Consider the following 18,737-nt stretch of genomic DNA (forward strand, 5'->3'; position numbering starts at 1 on the left):
ATAGGAGAATAAATAAGACAATTAGTGGTAGAAATGAATAGGACGAAATTCTTTTACGCGAAAGGATGAGAGCATGAAGGCCTATACGCTTGGTAGAAACGTTCAACTATTTCGGTTTGGTGATCCCTTTGAAACAGAAAGTCTGTGTTATTCTAAAGAGGAACTGACATTTCAAGAGGAGATGGAACTATTAGAGTGTGATGTATTGAGAAATAATAAAAATACAGTGCTTACGTATTTATTGGAGAAAGAAGATAGGGTAGTAGGGTTTGGAGAATCCATGGGTGGCATTAACAAAAGGGGACGAGTGATAGAATCCTATGCAACGGATGATCCAAATCATACGCCTGATAAAAAGGCGTTATATGGAGCCCATAATTACTTGTTTGTAGTGGGGAATAAAACCCTTGGGATGTATTTGGATTTTCCAGGTAAAATACGATATGATATTGGATTTACGCATCCAGATAAGATGATGATTACTATTGATAGCCCAGATTTTGATCTCTATATATTCAGACATAAAGATAGTCAGGAGGCAGTTCGCTCTTTTCGTAAACTACAAGGAAAGGGCTATGCTCCTCCTAAGTGGGCTTTTGGGAATCAGCAGTCAAGATGGAGTTATGCTTCAGCGGATGAAGTGAAACAAATAGCAGATAACATGAGGAAAAAGTGGCTTCCATGTGATGCGATTTACTTGGATATTGACTACATGGAAAACTATAAAGATTTTACAATTGACGATAGTAGATTTCCGAATTTCAAGAAATTTGTAGATGAAATGAAAGGAAAAGGATTTCGCTTGATTCCTATCATTGACGCTGGCGTGAAAATAGAATCAGGCTATGGGGTGTATGAGGAAGGCGTGGCCAAGCAATATTATTGCATGGATGATAAAAATAATCCTTTTGTGGCTGCAGTATGGCCTGGATGGGTACATTTTCCAGATTTTCAACAACCAGAAGTGCGACAATGGTTTGGAAAACAGTATAAAGCCTTGACAGACTGTGGTATTGAAGGGTTTTGGAATGATATGAATGAGCCCGCTATTTTCTATACCGAAGAGAGTATGAAAACATTTATAGAAAAAGCAAAAGAATGTGAAGGGAAAAATATAGATTTAGAAGATTTTTTAGATTTAAAGGATCGTTTTGATAAATTGTCTGCAAATCCAGAAGCGTATCAACAAATGTATCAAATGAGTGAATCTAAAAAGATTGAGCATCACAAAATACACAATCTATATGGATTTAACATGACAAGATCAGCTGCAGAAGGGCTTGAAGGAATCGACCCTAATAAACGATACCTCTTGTTTTCTAGATCTTCTTATACGGGAATGGGACGATATGCAGGATTATGGACAGGAGATAATTGCTCTTGGTGGGAGCATATATTGATGATGATTAAAATGCTTCCAGCCTTAAATATGGGAGGGTTTCTCTATATAGGAGCCGATATAGGCGGATTTGGAGCTGATGCAAGTGGAAACTTATTGATCCGATGGACCCAAGCAAGTCTGTTAACGCCGCTCTTTCGAAATCATGCTGCAATGGGAACCAGGAATCAAGAACCATATGCTTTTGATCACTGGACGACTGAAACGATGAGAAAAATGCTAGAATTACGATATGCCTTAATTCCATATATTTACTCTGAGTACATGAAAGCGATATTCCATCAGGATCTTTACTTCAAGATTCTTTCTTTTGAATATAAGGATGAACAATCTTTAGGAGTAGAAGATCAACTCCTTGTTGGTGAATCTGTTATGATGGCACCTATTTACCAGGAAAATGCACGGGGTCGTTATGTATGGGTGCCAGAGGAAATGCTTCTCTGGAAAACGGTTACGAACCATCAAGATGAGTTCCAAGTTGTCAGAAAAGGACATCACTACATGAATCTGGAACTGGACGAAACAGCACTTTTCATCAGGAAAAATAAAATGATTGTATTGGCTGAACCCGCACAAAATGTAGGCGATATGGATTTTAGCCGCTTGACAGTACTCGGTTTTGTGGATGGAGAAGCCACATACTCTTATTATGACGATGACGGCGAAACCATGAAATACAAAAAAGAGCAGGATAAAGAAATGAAGATTCGAGTATGTCAACATCAAAAAGACTTTTCGATTCATGTGGAGGCAAAAGGTTCTGTTGCTGTTACGAGAATTCATTTTATGCTAGTGAATTTGGACGGTGAATGTACGGAAATCCAGTATGATGTAAGTAGTGGAGGCGTAGATGAAGGATCGAAGTAAACTGTTTGAACATTAGGAAGTTACGTCAGCAAACAGAGGAGATTTTGATTATGGAAATTATTAAAAAGCAGCAAACGGTTTTGATTGTGGATGACAGTCCTGTGAATATACAAATGCTAGGACAACTCTTAAAAGACGAATGGAATGTAAAAATAGCTACGCATGGAAAAGCAGCCTTAAATATAGCTACTTCTGAAGAACCGCCAGATCTCATATTGCTGGATGTGATGATGCCAGAAATAGATGGATATAAAATATGTCAAATTCTTAAAGCTTCCGAGGCGACGAAAGATATTCCAGTCATTTTTGTAACGGCTATGTCACAGCAGGAAGATGAAGAAAAAGGCTTGGCCTTAGGCGCCATTGATTATATTACGAAACCCTATAGTGCGTCTATTGTTAAAGCCCGAGTACGCAATCACCTTGAATTAAAACATTATAGAGACCTATTAAAAGATGCTAGTTTAATAGATGGGCTGACGGGTATTCCTAATCGAAGAAGATTTGATGAAGCTCTGAAATCAGAGTGGAAAAGAGCCTTTAGAGATGGACAACCTATTTCAGTGTTAATGGCAGATATTGATTTTTTTAAACGATATAATGATCATTATGGACATCTAGAAGGAGATGACTGTTTAAAAAAAGTGGCTGAATGCCTTCAAAGCACGCTTAAAAGACCTGCAGATTTGGCAGCGAGATATGGTGGAGAAGAATTTGTAGGCATTATGCCAGCTACAACAGTTGAAGGAGTTCAGAAAATTGCCGAGAATTATCGCCAAGCAGTGGAAGCTCTCCAAGTAGAACATCAAGAATCACCTATAAACGAGTTTGTGACGGTGAGTGTCGGTTTTGCCACTATGATGCCTTCGGAAGAAGAAGGAGAAGAAAAACTGGTTCAGCGGGCAGATGAAGCTTTGTATCATGCCAAGAAATCTGGTAGGAATCAAGTAAAAGGGAATATGGCATCCGTAGACCAAAGGGAAAAATAATGGTAAAATAAAATGTCAATATAAAATAGCAAGGAGTGTGGAATTAGTGGAAAAAGTGGTCATTGAAACTGAAAAAGGGTCAATTCTAGTGGAGTTGTTTAAACAAGAGGCTCCAAAAACAGTGGAGAATTTCGCAAAGTTAATTCAAGAAGGTTTTTACGATGGACTATCCTTTCATCGAGTCATTGATGATTTTGTTATCCAAGGTGGATGTCCGAAAGGTAACGGTACGGGAGGACCTGGCTACACCATTAAGTGTGAACTTGAAAACAATCCAAAGAAACATGAAAGAGGAAGTTTATCAATGGCTCATGCAGGAAGAGATACTGGAGGCAGTCAATTTTTTATCTGTCACAGCCCGCAACCTCACTTGGATGGGAACCATACAGTTTTTGGAAAGGTAACAGAAGGGTTAGAGGTGGTTGATCAAATTGTAGCTGGTGATAAAATGATAAAAGTGACGGTAGAATAATAGTATAAAATAAAAACCTGGTCCTTGACGGAATCAGGTTTTTATTTTATACTATAACTGAACATATGAACAGATATTCATACGAAAGGGAGATGAGAATGAGTGAAGCTAATCGATGTGCGGTAACCATTATTCACCATGAATTGGTTAAGCAAGTTAAAGACCGTATGATTTCTCAAGAGGACGCAGGAGAGTTGGCGAACTTCTACAAAGTATTTGCAGACCCCACTAGAGTTAAACTTTTATTTGCCTTAGGGATTCAAGAAATGTGTGTGTGTGATTTGTCTTATCTTATGAATATGAGCCAGTCAGCAGTATCCCATCAGCTTAAGGTATTACGTCAGGCAAGGGTTGTTAAAAATCGTAGGGATGGAAAAGTGATGTACTATTCCTTGGATGATGATCATATACAGCATGTTTTTTCTCAAGGATTAGAACATATAAAAGAGACAAAATAGGAGTTGAGACATATGAAAAAAAGCATAAAAAAAGAATATCAGTTATGGAACTTAGGATGCGCAGATTGTGCGGCCAAAATTGAGAATGAAATTGGAAGGCTTGATGAAATAATTAGCGTTCACTTGGATTTTGTATTACAAAAGCTAAAAATTGAAGTTGAAACATCGACGAATACAGATAGATTAAAGAATCATATTGATAGAATTACGAGAGAGATTGAAGAGGATGTAAAAATTGTTGAAGTAGAAGAATCTGTGAATTTGAATCATAATGAGGTGGTGGATGAACACGATCATGCACTAGATGAAAATAAATCTATCAGAGTGATTCTTCTTAGCGGAGTCTTGTTAATAGTACCCTGGGTCTTAGAAATGCCTCCTTTTATGGATTTTGGAGTATACTTGATGGCCTATTTGGCAGCTGGGTCTGCTGTATTGAAAAAAGCCGGTAAAAATCTATTGAAAGGCAAAGTGTTTGACGAAAATTTTTTAATGAGCATAGCAACCTTAGGAGCCTTCGCCATTGGAGAATATCCTGAGGGGGTTGCTGTGATGCTTTTCTATCAAGTGGGAGAGTACTTTCAGGGTAAAGCCATTAATCAATCGCGGAAATCCATTGCCTCTCTAATGAACATAAAGCCAGAATATGCTAGCGTAGTGTCTGAACAAGGCATTCATACAGTAAACCCAGGGGAAGTAGAAGTAGGTCAGCAGATTATAGTGAAGCCAGGCGAAAAAATACCGTTGGATGGACATGTGGTATTAGGCAACAGCATGGTGGACACTTCTGCTTTAACAGGAGAATCTATGCCTAGAGAGGTTATGGTTGAAAGTCTTGTAATGAGTGGTTCCATTAATCAAACTGGTTTATTAACTATAGAAGTGGATAAAAAATATAGTGACTCCACAGTATCTAAAATTTTGGAATTAGTTGAGAATGCCAGTGCTAAAAAAGCGAAAACAGAACAGTTTATCACTCGCTTTGCCCGTTATTATACACCCGTTGTAGTGGGGATTGCTGCTTTTATTGCTTTGGTTCCACCGGTTCTGATTCAAGAAGCCAATTTTCATGAGTGGATTTATAGGGCGCTCATTTTTCTAGTGATCTCTTGTCCTTGTGCTTTAGTGATTTCTATTCCCTTGGGATTCTTTGGTGGAATAGGTGGTGCATCTAGGAAAGGCATACTAGTGAAAGGTGGAAACTACCTAGAAGCATTGAATGATGTAAAGACGGTTATTTTTGATAAAACAGGTACCCTGACAGAAGGTGCTTTTCAAGTAGATGAAATCTATGTGGCTGATGGATTTGATGAAAAAGAAGTTCTTAAAAAAATGGCCCTTGCAGAGTTTTACTCGAATCATCCGATTGCAGAATCAATTCGAAGATACTATGGGGAGAATATGGACGAAAAGATCATTGAAGACCATAAAGAAATACCTGGTGGAGGTATTATGGCTAGGATTTCAGGAGAAAAAATAATACTCGGGAAAAGTGGATTTTTGAAACAACACCATATTTCTGTAAAGGAGTACACGCAACCAGGAACTGTGATTCACATTGCGATCAATAGTAGGTATGCAGGGTATGTTGTCATTCGAGATCAAGTGAAATCAGATGCGGAAGAAACGATTCGTGGGCTAAAAGAAGCGGGTATAAAACGCTTGATCATGCTAACCGGCGATCAAAAAGCCATAGCGGATCAAATAGCACATTCCATAGGCATCGAGGAAGTATATGCTGATTTATTACCAGATGACAAAATGAAAATAACAGAAAGAATAATGAGCGAGTCAACGGGTAAAGGAAAAGTTATGGTGGTAGGAGATGGAGTGAACGATGCACCGGTATTAGCCAGAGCGGATATTGGGGTTTCTATGGGTGGTTTAGGGTCAGATGCAGCGATAGAGGCTTCGGATATCGTGATTATGAAAGACACTCCTTCTAGTATTCTGGATGCCCTTCAAATTGCTGGTAAGACACATGCCATTGTATGGCAGAACATTATGGCAGCATTAGGTATCAAAGCTATTGTTATGGTAATGGGAGCCTTAGGAATGGCCACCATTTGGGAAGCTGTCTTTGCAGATGTAGGCGTAGCCTTATTAGCTATTTTTAACGCAATGCGAGTCATGCGTTCCTAAAAGTTTATGAGATGCAAATTTGGGTATGTTTATTGCATACTAATTGGATACTATGAAAAAATCCATCATAAGAGTAAAGGGAGTGAGAAAATGAATTATGCAATAGAAATGGTATCTGCTTTTGCAGGAAGACTTGTGTTGGCCAGTATATTTTTGATCGTAGGACTAAGGCTGATTAAAAAAATAACAACGATAATCTTATTGAAATTGGAAAAGTCTGAAATGGATCAATCTCTTAAATCTTTTCTGATTCCAATGATTCGAATCGTTTTACAAATATTGTTGGTAATCAGTATCGCTTCTATGATAGGTGCGGAAATGACTTCTTTTATAGCGGTTCTGGGTGCTATGAGTTTTGCTGTGGGTCTGGCCTTACAAGGAAGTCTTGCTAACTTTGCGGGTGGTGTGCTGATACTGATTCTACGACCATTTAAGGTTGGTGATTATATAGAAGCCGCTGGTTTTGGTGGGACTGTTAAGGAAATTCAGGTTTTTTATACCATATTGAATACACCAGATAACCGAAGAATTATTATTCCTAACGCGAATTTGTCCAACAGTAGCGCTATTAATTATTCCTCTTACGACACTAGAAGAGTAGATTTTAAGTTTGGTGTTGGTTACGGAGATGATGTTCAAAAAGTGAAGAAAGTCCTAGGAAGGATTGCAGAAGAACACCCTCTAGTGATGAAAGATCCAGAACCTATGATTGTTTTAGGAGAACATGGAGACAGTGCTATTGTGTTTTATTTTCGAGTCTGGTGTCAGGCACAAGATTATTGGACCATATATTTTGATATGATGGAACAAGTAAAAGTGTCTTTTGACGCAGAAGGTATCAATATTCCTTATCCTCAAATGGATGTGCATATGCAGCATAGAGAAGAGTGAGGAAACAATAGATCCACACTAGATTTGTTGAAATCATAAAAGACCTTTCGAGTTAGTGAAAGGTCTTTTATGGTTTGGTGAATAAGTTTAGCCTAGTTTTGATTGAATATAAAGTTGTCGTGAATCCCATTCAGCAAAGTAACGACGATTCCCTTCGTCATCAACCAAAATGTATGCTCTGCTTTCTTCAATTGGTTCTTTGGTAACTTCGTCCTCCACCATTTTAGGTGGATCTGGTTTCTTCTCTGAAGCTTCTGAGCTCTCGGCTGAAGATGGGGAAGTGGACTGTGGCTTAGGCTTTTTAAAAGAACGAGTTGCAAAACCACCTCCGCCCATTAGACGTATGACGCCTCTGAAGATTAAAACCATCAGCGTTATTCGAATGAGAGAATATATAAATGTATCCATTGATTACACCTCCTGTACCAAAATTCCATGGACTGGTATATAGTAAAAGCCTTGGTTCAAAAGTATGCCAAAGCTTGATACCTTCTATTGTTTTGATACCCTATTTTATTCGCATTATAGTTAAATCATATCTGATTTCTTTAAAATAATCAAGAGAATAATCCTGATGTTAAAACCAATTGTGATATCTATGGATTCGTTATTTTATTCGGTAGCAAGTTAAACCACTGGTATGCTTGACAGACATAATGGAGAAGAATATAATGAAGACGTTAAATCAACGGGGAGCTAGATTATTCTGGCTGAGAGGGAAGTATTTCCGACCCGAAACCTGATCTGGATAATGCCAGCGGAGGGATCATCGTCGTTTTAAACAATGGTCTGTCATCCCCTAGGTGGCAGGCTATTTTATTTCCGTGGTAAGATCAGGCCTCGAAAAATCTTAGGAGGAGAGGTCAGATGATAAAAAGAAGAGCATTAGCAGTAGTAGGGTTTGTATGTTTGACATTATTAGTTACCGCCTGCGGAAACAATGGAGCAGAGGTCGATGAAGTACAGGATGTAAAGGAAATGGAGAACGTAACCGTGGTCTTAGATTGGGTTCCAAACACTAATCATACAGGCATTTATACAGCTTTAGAGCTGGGACTCTTTGCTGAAGAAGGAATCCAGGTCGACATCATCCAACCTAGTCAAGGTGGCACGGTAGACTTGATAGGAGCTGGACAGGGTGAGTTTGGAATCAGTTATCAAGAAGAAATAACCTATGCAAGAACGGCGGAAATTCCCTTGCCTGTTAAGGCCATAGCAGCTATTATTCAAAACAATACTTCTGGGTTTGCTTCACCAGCAGAAAAAGGGATTGAGCGACCTCGTGATTTCGAAGGAAGAGATTACGGTGGCTGGGGCTCTCCAGTGGAGGAATCAATGATTAGAGCCTTAATGGACAAAGATGGTGGAGATATTGAACAGGTGGGCTTTGTAAATATAGGGACTTCCGATTTTTTTGATGGGGTAGAGAATCATGTTGATTTTAGTTGGATTTATTATGGATGGGATGGCGTTGCAGCGGAACAGAGAGGGTATGAGATTAATTTTATTCGCTTACAGGATTACGAGCCGGCTCTGAATTTTTACACACCGGTGATTGTATCCAATGAAGATTTATTGGAAGAAAACCCAGAATTGGTACGACGTTTCCTGAGAGCTGTTTCTAAAGGCTATGAATTTGCGATTGAAAACCCCGAGGAAGCAGCACAGCACTTATTGGTGCAGGTACCTGAAATGGATGAAAAAATGGTCGTAGCAAGTCAAATTTTTTTGGCGTCGGAATATCAGGCGGATGCTAGTAGGTGGGGGGAAATGAAACCAGAAATCTGGAAGAATTATGCGGACTGGATGTATGAACAAGAGCTGCTAAATCAGCACCTGGAGATAGAAAATGCGTTTACCAATGAGTTTCTGCCTACAGAAGAATAGTGGTGCGACCACTATTCATATATTTTGGATAAAACATCCGGGAATACAAACTCGGATGTTTTTTTTATTTTGTTGGGAAAAATATGGTAGAATGTGTATAGGTGTTCATGCCATAATCATATAAATGATAGGGTGAAAAAAATGAAGCATACCAAAAACAAGTTTCACTGGTTTCAAAATGGAAAAGTGGAATATGGAGGATTTGCTGGATGGGATAAAGAGTATGGTGTGATTCACGGTTTCAGTACAAGAAACGGTGGTGTAAGCCAAGGTTGTTATCAGAGTATGAACTTAGGATTTGTCAGTGGAGATGAAGAAAAACGTGTAAGGAAAAATTTTGAGTTGTTTGGTGAAGCGATTGGGATTAATTGGAAAGACCTTGTTCTTTCTGACCAAACCCATCAAACTAAAATACGAGTGATATCAGAGCAAGATCGTGGGGCAGGAATTATGGCTCCTAAAAAATATAAAGGGGTCGATGGGCTTATTACCAATGTACCAGAAATTCCATTGATGACATTTCATGCAGATTGTACACCTTTATATTTTGTGGATCCGATAAAAAGAGTCGTTGGCATGGCTCATGCTGGTTGGCGAGGAGCTTTTTCAGGAATGGCTTCTAAAATGATCGAAGAAATGAGAAGGGTATATGGAAGTGAAGCTGCTACGATACAAGTTGGAATTGGACCTGCAATAGGAGAATGCTGTTTTTTTATTCGAGAAGATGTGTACCGTCAAGTAAAAGTCTTTCCTAACTATGTAACAAAGCTAAAAAAAGTGAAGGAAGAACAATGGAGTGTCTCCTTGGAGTCGGTACATGAACACTTTCTTCAAATCGAAGGAGTGCTTGCTAACAATATTTGGAAATCTAAGGTGTGCACCTTTTGTGAATCTGAACGTCTCTTTTCTCATCGGAGAATGGGTGAAAAGAGAGGGAATCTAGCAGCTGTGATTCAATTGGCACCATGACATTAATGAAAACAGAAAGGATGGACAAACAATGCCAAAGAATAATCCAGAAGTACAAAAAGTGATGGAAACATTAGAAAAATTAAAAATCCAGTACACCTATCATGAGCACCCACCTGCCTATACCGTAGAAGATGCGAAAAAGCATGCAGAAGGCATTGAAGGGCTGCATTGCAAAAATTTATTCTTAAGAAATTATAAAGGAAATAAACACTATCTAATGATTACAGAAAATGAAAAACCGCTTAAAATTAAGGAAATAGGAAAGAGGCTAGGTTATGGAAACCTGAGCTTTGCATCGCCTGAAAGATTGAAAAAACACTTGGGAGTAGAGCCTGGCTCTGTGAGTCCTTTTGGTCTAATGAATGACTTGAACAACGAAACTTTAGTACTTATTGATGAAGAAGCGGAGCAGTTTGAATATATAACATTTCACCCTAATGACAATCGAGCAACACTATCCATTAAATATGTAGATCTCATTAACTATTTGGAATGGGTAGGGAATCAATATCGGAGAGTGAAGTTGTAGTTAACCCTACTAAAGTAATACCACTTCACTATTTAATCTATTGGCCTAAGGGTATACAATAAAAGTAGAGTAAATCAAGAATGAAGAATTGGTTAACAATACTTTAGGGATGGAGCGATCCTAATGAAAAAAATTACCATGCAAGAAGTTGTCAACCGTGTAGAGGATATTCCTGCCTTTCCACTTACGGTGACTCGAATTATTAAGTTAACAGAGGATCCTGAATCTACGGTGCAGGACATTGAGAAAGAAATTATTCAAGATCAGAGCCTGACAGCGAGGGTGTTGCGTTTTGCTAACTCCACCCACTATGGTTATTCTAGAAAGATCAGCACTATTTCTCAAGCTACAGTTGTCCTTGGGTTTCAGGCGATTAAAAGCATTGCCCTAGCAGCGACAGTTAGTAAGATGATGACTAGAGAATTACCTGGGTATGGAATGGAAAAAGAGGCATTGTGGAACCAGTCGCAAACTTGTGCAATTGCAGCTAAGTTGATTGCCAAGAAAGCTCGTTATCCAAAACCAGATGAAGCTTATGTCGCTGGACTGCTAAGAGATGTGGGGAAGGTTGTGATGGACCATTATCTTAAAGAAGAAATGGAAACAGTACAGGCCACGGTAGAACAAGAGCAGATTCCGTTTATGGAAGCGGAAGAAAGAATTCTCGGGTTTCATCATGGTCAGATTGGAGCTAAAATAGCAGAAAAATGGAATTTACCAGAAGAATTGGTAGAGTCCATTGCGTGTCATCATGATCCAGAGCAAGCGATTATCAACAAAAAGCTGGTTGCCATTACTCATATGGCAGATGCCATGGTAATGATGATGGGAATTCAGATGGGAGCAGATGGACTGCAATATTCTTTCTCAACAAAGGCTATGGAAACAATGAATGTGTCAGAGAACCAGTTGCAGGAACTTCTTTCGGAATTAATTGACTTGGTAAACGATGACGATGCCTTTAGCAACTAGTAGAGATCTTCATGATGAGGGTGTGGTGCTTCCGCATCCTCTTTTGTGTTGTTAACAATTTGTTTCCATAGGGTATTATGATTTGTATAAATGGTAAAAGATAAAAAACCTTTTGAAAGAAGGGATCTTCAGTGTTTAAAAAAATAGTTTTTCTTTTTTTATCGATAACCAGCTTAGCTGGAGTTTTTGGAGGGATAGAAGCTATCTTTGCTGAGAGTTGGCAGCAGGTATTAAATAAGTCTTCGAACTTGGAAGGATATTATTATCAAACATCCTTTAAATTTTCGGATCATCATATGGGAACCATGGAAGTGTGGAGTCAGGGCTACGCTAGACGAGTTGAAATGGTCAATGCGAGTACCGGAGAAAAAATGGTTTTACTGACTAGGCAAAGCGAAGGAACCTTTTATCAAATTGATTCAGAAGCGAAAGAAGCAATTGCGTACACGTATGCGGATGTGGAGTTATTACCTCAAGATTTAGACGAAAGTCGCTATGCGGTGGCGGAAAGTCGATTTGATCAAAATTTTATAGACCGGGTCTCTTCAGTAAAGGAAGAAGAATATAATGGACAATCAGTTTTTTTGCTAGAAAATAAATCTACCCACGGTGGCCAAGAAGAAATCTATCGAGTATGGATTTCTAAAAAATATGGTCTTCCCTTAAAAGAAGAAATGGAAATGGCGGATGGAAGAATTCATGGCAGAACCTATGAGAAAATGATAGAAGGACCATTTCCTCAAACATTATTTGAGTTGCCAGAGGACATTAAGGTTATTAAACAGCTACCATTTAATTGATAGATTATCAAAATGAGGGCGAGGAATTGGAATGAAAGAAAGATGGACTAGGCGAAAAATTCTTTTATCCATGATAATACTTCTTATGATCCTAGTGGCTACTATACAAATTCTTAATGGACCTGGGCAGCATCATGTTCCAATAGAAGTGGAAGAAGTGGATGTAATGGAGAAAGAGGATGTAGATCCAGATGAATTAGAAGAAGAGGAAAGTCTACCTCATGAATCACTGTTGGAAGGTCTGAGTAAAAACTCAGAATTTAAGTCAGGAGAAGCGATAGGGCAACTGAAAATCCCTAAAGTTAACCTTGTCATGTCAGTGATTGAAAATGCAAGTGCAGCAAACTTAAATACAAGTTTGGCACGAATGATCAGCAGCGATTTGCCAGGACAAGAAGGGAATTTTGTCATCACTGGTCATCGTATGTATCAGTATGGAAGTCATTTTAATCGTTTAGATGAAATTGAAGTGGGGGATGAAATTTTTTTTGAAGACAAAAACCATCACTATCGGTACGTAGTTGAATCGATCACATTTGTGGAAGCATCTGAAATATGGATCACCATGGGTACCAATAGAGAATCTCTTTTGACCTTGATCACATGCACACCTATTGCACGTGCTACCCATAGATTGATTATATTTGCTTCCTTGCAGGAGGTACTTCCTTTAGCGCATGAAAGTGCCAGTTTATTATAATAAAAGGAGCGAGACGCGTGGAACGTATTGATTTAAAACAAATAGAAAAAAATTTAATAGTGAGGAACTTACGAGAAGAGGACATAGACGCTATTGTAGCGCTTTCTCATATTTGTTTTCCCAAAATGGATCCTTGGGAAAAAGGTCACTTGGAAAGTCAAATCGCTGTATTTCCGGAAGGGCAACATTGCGTTGAGTACGATGGGGAGATAATAGGTGCTTCTTCTAGCTTGATCATAGATTTTAATCAGTATGAAGATATACATAATTTCGATGAGGTCTGTGATTATGGCTATATTGCCAACCATGATCCAGACGGTCTTCACCTATATGGGATTGCCATGATGGTTCATCCAAATTACCGTAGGCTTAAAATAGGGACACGATTATATGAAGCTAGAAAAGAACTAGTAGAGGAACTGAATCTGAAAAGCATGATCATTGGTGGGCGCATTCCATACTATCACAAATATGCTAAGGAACTAAAACCAAGAGAATATGTGCAACAGGTGGTCAATCGTGAACTATATGATCCAGTATTGACTTTTCAAATTATGAATGGATTTGTTGTAAAAAGAATTATTTCCGAATACCTAGAGGACGATGAAGCATCTTTGCATTTTGCAGTTTTATTGGAATGGAGCAATGTGGATTACCTACCAAAAAGCAAAAGGCATTTTATTAGAGCTTTTCCGGTGCGAATCTGTGCGGTCCAATACGCTCTAAAACGAATAGATTCTTTTGAAGAATTTGCACGTCAATGCGAGTACTATGTAGAAACCAGTTCAATCTATGAAAGTGATTTTGTGGTTTTTCCCGAGTCTTTTACAGTGCAATTATTGTCGTTTCTGAATGAGCGTGTCCCTAGCAAGCAGGTACGAAGATTAGCGGAATATACGGAACGCTATATTATGCTTTTTTCTGAACTTGCAGTACGAAACAATGTTAACATTGTGGGAGGATCACACTTTGTTGAAGAAAATGGTGCGGTGTATAATGTTTCTTACTTGTTTCATCGAAATGGTAAAATTGATAAACAGTATAAAATTCATATTACTCCAGAAGAAAAAAAATGGTGGGGAATTCAGCCTGGTAATCAAGCCCATGTCTTTGAGACAGATCGTGGAAAAGTAGCGATTTTAATATGCTATGATATTCAATTTCCTGAATTGGCAAGGATTGTCATGGAAAAAGGAGCCAATATTATTTTCGTACCATTTTGTACAGATGACAGGCAGGGCTATCTACGGGTTCGCTATTGCTCCCAGGCAAGAGCTGTTGAGAATCAGATATATACTGTAATTGCTGGGACTGTGGGAAATATGACACATGTTGAGAAAGCAGATATGCAGTATGCACAATCTGGTATTTTTGCACCATCGGATTTTTCTTTTGCGCGAGATGGGATCGTAGGTGAGTGCACTCCCAATATTGAAACGATTGTTGTAGGGGATGTAGACTTGGAAATTCTAAGGCGTAATAGAAAAGCAGGGACTGTAACCCAACTAAAAGATCGAAGAAAAGACGTTTATGAAACAAATCCAGTCAGAGAAAACCTTCAGACATAAAGAACTGAAAGATAACCATTAAAATGGACCAGAAGGGAAATAAGAATGGAGACAATAAGAGGATTGGTTGAAAGAATCACTTATCTAAATGAAGAAAACGGGTATGCCGTTATTAAAGCAAAAGTAAAAGGCTTTCAAGATTTAGTTACGCTGGTGGGGATCCTGGGTAAAGTCAATGTAGGAGCTGTTTTGGAAGCAAAGGGGAAGTGGAAAATGGATCCCCAGTATGGAAAACAGTTTTCTGTCACTGAATTTAAGGAAAAAGTGCCAGCAACTAGGCAGGGAATCGAAAAGTATTTGGGAAGTGGATTGATTCATGGTGTGGGGCCAGTCAATGCAAAGAGAATTGTAGAATACTTCGGAGAAGATACCTTGAATGTATTAGATAAAGAGCCAGAGCGTTTGAAAGAAGTAGAAGGTATAGGTGGAAAAAGAGCGGTTACCATTAAAAATGCATGGGAAGCTCAAAAGGATATCAAAAATGTTATGCTTTTCCTCCAATCCCATGGAGTATCAACGGCCTATGCCGTTAAAATATATAAAACCTATCAGAATGAGAGTATTCCCAAGGTCAAAGAAAATCCTTATCGATTGGCGGAAGATATATGGGGCATTGGATTTAAGACAGCCGATCAGATTGCAACAAACATGGGATTTGAAAAAGATTCTCCTCAGCGAATACGTTCAGGGTTACAATATGTATTGAGTGAACTTTCTGGAGAAGGACATTGCTATGCAAGAAAACAGGAACTAGTTGAAGCGGCAGAGGTCATATTGGAAGCTGAAAAAAGATTAATTGAAAAAGGTATTGAGGATATGTTAGAATCAGGTAGAATTGTTAAAGATATAGAGGACTCTCTTTATTTACCAGTGTTTTTTCATAGCGAATCAGGTGTTGCCAAAAAGATCAAAGAGCTTCTAGAAATAAAATCATTTTATGCATCTACAGACGTGGAAGAGTTGTTGGATGGACAGAAGAGTTCGGTCCGATATCACGACATTCAGAAACAGGCTATCCATAAGGCTATTCAGTCCAAGATGATGGTTCTAACGGGTGGACCTGGGACTGGAAAAACCACCACTACTTTAGCGATTATTAAGGCATTTGAAATGTTAAAGGCGAAAGTGAAGCTTTGTGCACCAACAGGACGAGCGGCAAAAAGACTGGCAGAAACCACCAGACGCGAAGCAAAAACAATTCATAGAATGTTGGAATTCAAACCAGGTGAAGGGTTTAAAAAAAATCAAGATTATCCACTTAGTTGCGATGTCCTTATTGTTGATGAAGCATCTATGCTGGATATTGTTTTAACGTATAATCTAGTGAAAGCCTTGAAAAAGGAAGCGACACTGATTTTTGTTGGAGATGTGGACCAGTTGCCATCCGTTGGACCTGGTAATGTATTGAAAGACTTGATCGCTTCGGAATGTATTCCAGTGGTTAAGCTGCAGCAGATTTTTAGACAGGCCAAAGGAAGTCAAATCATCACAAATGCTCATCGTATTAATCAAGGTGAGTTTCCTTACCTAAAAGGCCACCATAAAAGAGATTTTTTCTATATGGAATCTGAAGAACCAGACCAGATACCTGATAAAATCCTATCGTTATGTCGCAAAAGATTGCCTGAATATTACGGGATAGACCCAATACAGGATATCCAAATACTGTGTCCAATGCAACGTGGGAGTACAGGTGCTTTTCAATTAAATCAACTTTTACAGGAGGCATTAAATCCACAGGAAAAGAAAATGATCTATGGTGGTACTCAGTTTCGACTATTAGATAAAGTAATGCAGATCCGCAACAATTATGATAAAAATGTTTACAATGGAGATATAGGGCGTATTACTGGAGTAGATGATGTGAATCAAAAGCTTTACATAAATTTTGATGGGATCGTTAAAGAATATCATAGTTCCGAATTAGATGAAATTGTGCTGGCTTATGCCATGACAGTTCATAAAAGCCAAGGAAGTGAATATCCTGTTGTCATAACTCCTTTGACAACCCAGCACTTTATGATGTTGCAGCGAAATTTACTTTATACTTGTGTGACACGAGCAAAGAAAATTCTTGTACTGATAGGTTCCAAAAAAGCAATAGCCATGGCGGTGAAAAACAACAAAGTGGAAGATCGAAACACGTGGCTTAGTAGACGAATAAAGCATTTATGTAAGAAATAAAAAATCATTTGTCCGCACTATAAGGACAAATGATTTTTTTTATTTACTAAAATTTTGTGGCAATTAGCAAGAATATTGATATAGCTTAATTTATTACATCTAAAGAAGTGGATTTTTAAAATTCAGATATTTGACACGAGGAATCATCTTGAATATACTCATATTGCACATTTGAAAAGTCAGTATAATTGATGAAATAAGAGACTGGCTTCTCAAAAATAATGGGAGTTAGGAGTGAAAAAATGAGTCAAGTAGGAAAGAAGAAAGGTATCTTTAATCGTTTTCTTGATGTGGTTGAACGAGTGGGAAATCGATTACCTCATCCGGTAACACTGTTTGCATTATTTAGTTTGTCAGTTATTATCATTTCGTTCTTTGCAGCGCAGGCAGGGGTATCCGTGACTTTTGAACGGATTGTGATTGGAACCGGTGAGATGGAAGAAGTTGTAGTTACGGCGGTAAGTTTATTGTCCGTGGAGGGAATCCGAAGAATCTTTTCTGAAGCAGTTACGAACTTTACTGGCTTTGCACCACTTGGTACGGTGCTAGTTGCTATGTTAGGGGTTGGCGTTGCAGAAGGAACTGGGCTAATTCAGGCTGCCTTAAGAAAACTGGTTTTATCAACGCCTAAAAAATTGGTAACAGCTGTGGTTATATTTGCTGGAATCATGTCTAACCTGGCTTCGGATGCTGGATACGTTGTATTAGTTCCATTGGGAGCCCTTATATTTCTTAGTTTTGGACGTCATCCTTTGGCTGGACTGGCAGCGGCCTTTGCAGGTGTGTCAGGTGGATTTAGTGCCAACCTATTGGTAGGCACCATTGATCCGTTACTGGGTGGTATTAGTCAGCAGGCAGCACAAATGTGGCAACCAGACTACACCGTAGATCCAACGGCTAACTGGTATTTTATGATTGCATCTACTTTCTTAATTACAATTTTGGGAACATTGGTAACAGAAAAAATTGTAGAACCTCGTCTTGGTGAGTACCGTGGCGATGCAGATGTTAGCATAGATCAGGTAGGAGAACATGAGAATAAAGGATTGAAATGGGCAGGTATTTCACTAGTGGTATTTATCGGGATTATGCTGGCTTTGGTTGCTCCTGAAAATGCAGCTTTGAGAGCTGATGATGGTCAAATACTTGCTGGATCTGCATTTATGGCTGGATTGGTACCAATTATTGCTTTATTTTTCTTAGTGCCTGGAGTTGCTTTTGGAATTGCATCTGGTTCTGTGAAAAGCGATAAAGATATTGCTGGATTCATGGGGAAAGCCATGTCTTCCATGGGTGGTTATTTGGTACTGGCTTTTGCAGCGGGTCAATTTGTTGCATACTTTAGCTGGAGTAACCTGGGAACCATTTTGGCGGTTCAAGGGGCAGCATTCCTTGAAGCTACTGGTATGACAGGGATTCCAATGCTCATTGGATTTATCTTTGTTTCTGGATTTATCAACTTATTTATTGGAAGTGCATCGGCAAAGTGGGCTATTATGGCACCTGTATTTGTACCTATGCTGATGGCAGTTGGATACACTCCAGAGCTAACTCAGTTAGCGTATCGTATTGGTGACTCGGTTACAAATATTATTACACCATTGATGTCTTATTTTGCCATCATTGTTGCTTTCGCTAAAAAGTATGATGAAGATACTGGAATTGGAACCTTGATTTCATCTATGCTTCCTTACTCTTTGGTGTTTATGCTTGGTTGGACTGTTATGTTTGTTGTGTGGGCAGTAGTGGGATTACCACTTGGCCCAGGCGTTTCAATGTTTTACTAAAGGAACACGATATAAAAAGCAGCCTCTCAGTTTTCTGGGAGGCTGCTTTTTTAAAAGAATTTTATAGAACAAAGAAGCAGAGTCACTATTCACTTATTTGAGGCTATGCTATAATTATTA

General features: G+C 38.7%; 16 protein-coding genes and 1 riboswitch. Of the genes, 15 read left to right on the plus strand and 1 reads right to left on the minus strand.

Features of this window, described 5'->3' with window-relative positions; genetic code table 11:
• Positions 1 to 73: 73 nt before the first annotated feature.
• The 6 genes from ACZ47N_RS11750 to ACZ47N_RS11775 all read left to right on the plus strand — a co-directional run bounded on the left by ACZ47N_RS11750 (position 74) and on the right by ACZ47N_RS11775 (position 7,218).
• Positions 74 to 2,266, plus strand: a complete 2,193-nt coding sequence (locus ACZ47N_RS11750; RefSeq protein WP_464886731.1) for a TIM-barrel domain-containing protein — start codon at positions 74 to 76, stop codon at positions 2,264 to 2,266.
• A 50-nt stretch (positions 2,267 to 2,316) separates the two neighbouring features.
• Entirely contained in the window at positions 2,317 to 3,255 is a 939-nt protein-coding gene (locus ACZ47N_RS11755) for a diguanylate cyclase (protein WP_464886732.1), read from the plus strand.
• A gap of 46 nt (positions 3,256 to 3,301) precedes the next feature.
• Positions 3,302 to 3,727 carry a peptidylprolyl isomerase gene (locus tag ACZ47N_RS11760; protein ID WP_464886733.1) on the plus strand — a complete coding sequence of 142 codons (426 nt, stop codon included), beginning with the start codon at positions 3,302 to 3,304 and terminating at the stop codon, positions 3,725 to 3,727.
• Between the two features lie 98 nt (positions 3,728 to 3,825).
• The gene (locus ACZ47N_RS11765) at positions 3,826 to 4,185 is read left to right on the plus strand and encodes an ArsR/SmtB family transcription factor (protein WP_464886734.1); all 360 of its coding nucleotides are present in this window, start codon (positions 3,826 to 3,828) and stop codon (positions 4,183 to 4,185) included.
• Between the two features lie 12 nt (positions 4,186 to 4,197).
• Entirely contained in the window at positions 4,198 to 6,327 is a 2,130-nt protein-coding gene (locus tag ACZ47N_RS11770; RefSeq protein WP_464886735.1) for a heavy metal translocating P-type ATPase, read from the plus strand.
• Positions 6,328 to 6,417: 90 nt separating this feature from the next.
• On the plus strand, positions 6,418 to 7,218 hold the full coding sequence (locus ACZ47N_RS11775; RefSeq protein ID WP_464886736.1) for a mechanosensitive ion channel family protein: 801 nt from the start codon (positions 6,418 to 6,420) through the stop codon (positions 7,216 to 7,218).
• Positions 7,219 to 7,305: 87 nt separating this feature from the next.
• Here the strand turns inward: ACZ47N_RS11775 and ACZ47N_RS11780 are convergent, their stop codons facing one another.
• Positions 7,306 to 7,626: a hypothetical protein gene (locus ACZ47N_RS11780; protein WP_464886737.1), complete on the minus strand. Its 321-nt coding sequence runs from the start codon at positions 7,624 to 7,626 to the stop codon at positions 7,306 to 7,308.
• A 271-nt stretch (positions 7,627 to 7,897) separates the two neighbouring features.
• Positions 7,898 to 8,000, plus strand: a riboswitch (TPP riboswitch).
• A gap of 85 nt (positions 8,001 to 8,085) precedes the next feature.
• Between ACZ47N_RS11780 and ACZ47N_RS11785 the strand changes: the two genes are divergently transcribed.
• From ACZ47N_RS11785 to ACZ47N_RS11825, 9 genes are all read left to right on the plus strand, one after another.
• Positions 8,086 to 9,105, plus strand: coding sequence for an ABC transporter substrate-binding protein (locus ACZ47N_RS11785; protein ID WP_464886738.1), 1,020 nt, complete (start codon positions 8,086 to 8,088; stop codon positions 9,103 to 9,105).
• Positions 9,106 to 9,246: 141 nt separating this feature from the next.
• A complete protein-coding gene (gene pgeF, locus ACZ47N_RS11790) occupies positions 9,247 to 10,074 on the plus strand; it encodes a peptidoglycan editing factor PgeF (RefSeq protein ID WP_464886739.1) in 828 nt (275 codons plus the stop codon).
• A gap of 31 nt (positions 10,075 to 10,105) precedes the next feature.
• Positions 10,106 to 10,606 (plus strand): prolyl-tRNA synthetase associated domain-containing protein, encoded by a 501-nt coding sequence (locus ACZ47N_RS11795; protein ID WP_464886740.1) that lies wholly within the window; start codon positions 10,106 to 10,108, stop codon positions 10,604 to 10,606.
• 123 nt (positions 10,607 to 10,729) lie between these two features.
• Positions 10,730 to 11,578: an HDOD domain-containing protein gene (locus ACZ47N_RS11800; protein WP_464886741.1), complete on the plus strand. Its 849-nt coding sequence runs from the start codon at positions 10,730 to 10,732 to the stop codon at positions 11,576 to 11,578.
• 131 nt (positions 11,579 to 11,709) lie between these two features.
• Positions 11,710 to 12,378: a hypothetical protein gene (locus tag ACZ47N_RS11805; protein WP_464886742.1), complete on the plus strand. Its 669-nt coding sequence runs from the start codon at positions 11,710 to 11,712 to the stop codon at positions 12,376 to 12,378.
• Positions 12,379 to 12,409: 31 nt separating this feature from the next.
• On the plus strand, positions 12,410 to 13,078 hold the full coding sequence (locus ACZ47N_RS11810) for a class D sortase (RefSeq protein ID WP_464886743.1): 669 nt from the start codon (positions 12,410 to 12,412) through the stop codon (positions 13,076 to 13,078).
• 17 nt (positions 13,079 to 13,095) lie between these two features.
• The gene (locus ACZ47N_RS11815; protein ID WP_464886744.1) at positions 13,096 to 14,646 is read left to right on the plus strand and encodes a GNAT family N-acetyltransferase; all 1,551 of its coding nucleotides are present in this window, start codon (positions 13,096 to 13,098) and stop codon (positions 14,644 to 14,646) included.
• A 45-nt stretch (positions 14,647 to 14,691) separates the two neighbouring features.
• Entirely contained in the window at positions 14,692 to 16,830 is a 2,139-nt protein-coding gene (gene recD2, locus ACZ47N_RS11820) for an SF1B family DNA helicase RecD2 (protein WP_464886745.1), read from the plus strand.
• A 242-nt stretch (positions 16,831 to 17,072) separates the two neighbouring features.
• A complete protein-coding gene (locus ACZ47N_RS11825) occupies positions 17,073 to 18,617 on the plus strand; it encodes an AbgT family transporter (protein ID WP_464886746.1) in 1,545 nt (514 codons plus the stop codon).
• Positions 18,618 to 18,737 lie beyond the last annotated feature (120 nt).

The sequence above is a fragment of the Tindallia texcoconensis genome (genome assembly GCF_055383815.1).

Coding starts and splice junctions, on each gene's coding strand:
- ACZ47N_RS11770 (WP_464886735.1), top strand. CDS start 4,198: ATGAAAAAAAGCATAAAAAAAGAATATCAGTTATGGAACTTAGGATGC.
- ACZ47N_RS11800 (WP_464886741.1), top strand. CDS start 10,730: ATGAAAAAAATTACCATGCAAGAAGTTGTCAACCGTGTAGAGGATATT.
- ACZ47N_RS11775 (WP_464886736.1), top strand. CDS start 6,418: ATGAATTATGCAATAGAAATGGTATCTGCTTTTGCAGGAAGACTTGTG.
- ACZ47N_RS11825 (WP_464886746.1), top strand. CDS start 17,073: ATGAGTCAAGTAGGAAAGAAGAAAGGTATCTTTAATCGTTTTCTTGAT.
- pgeF (WP_464886739.1), top strand. CDS start 9,247: ATGAAGCATACCAAAAACAAGTTTCACTGGTTTCAAAATGGAAAAGTG.
- recD2 (WP_464886745.1), top strand. CDS start 14,692: ATGGAGACAATAAGAGGATTGGTTGAAAGAATCACTTATCTAAATGAA.
- ACZ47N_RS11750 (WP_464886731.1), top strand. CDS start 74: ATGAAGGCCTATACGCTTGGTAGAAACGTTCAACTATTTCGGTTTGGT.
- ACZ47N_RS11785 (WP_464886738.1), top strand. CDS start 8,086: ATGATAAAAAGAAGAGCATTAGCAGTAGTAGGGTTTGTATGTTTGACA.
- ACZ47N_RS11795 (WP_464886740.1), top strand. CDS start 10,106: ATGCCAAAGAATAATCCAGAAGTACAAAAAGTGATGGAAACATTAGAA.
- ACZ47N_RS11755 (WP_464886732.1), top strand. CDS start 2,317: ATGGAAATTATTAAAAAGCAGCAAACGGTTTTGATTGTGGATGACAGT.
- ACZ47N_RS11765 (WP_464886734.1), top strand. CDS start 3,826: ATGAGTGAAGCTAATCGATGTGCGGTAACCATTATTCACCATGAATTG.
- ACZ47N_RS11810 (WP_464886743.1), top strand. CDS start 12,410: ATGAAAGAAAGATGGACTAGGCGAAAAATTCTTTTATCCATGATAATA.
- ACZ47N_RS11780 (WP_464886737.1), bottom strand. CDS start 7,626: ATGGATACATTTATATATTCTCTCATTCGAATAACGCTGATGGTTTTA.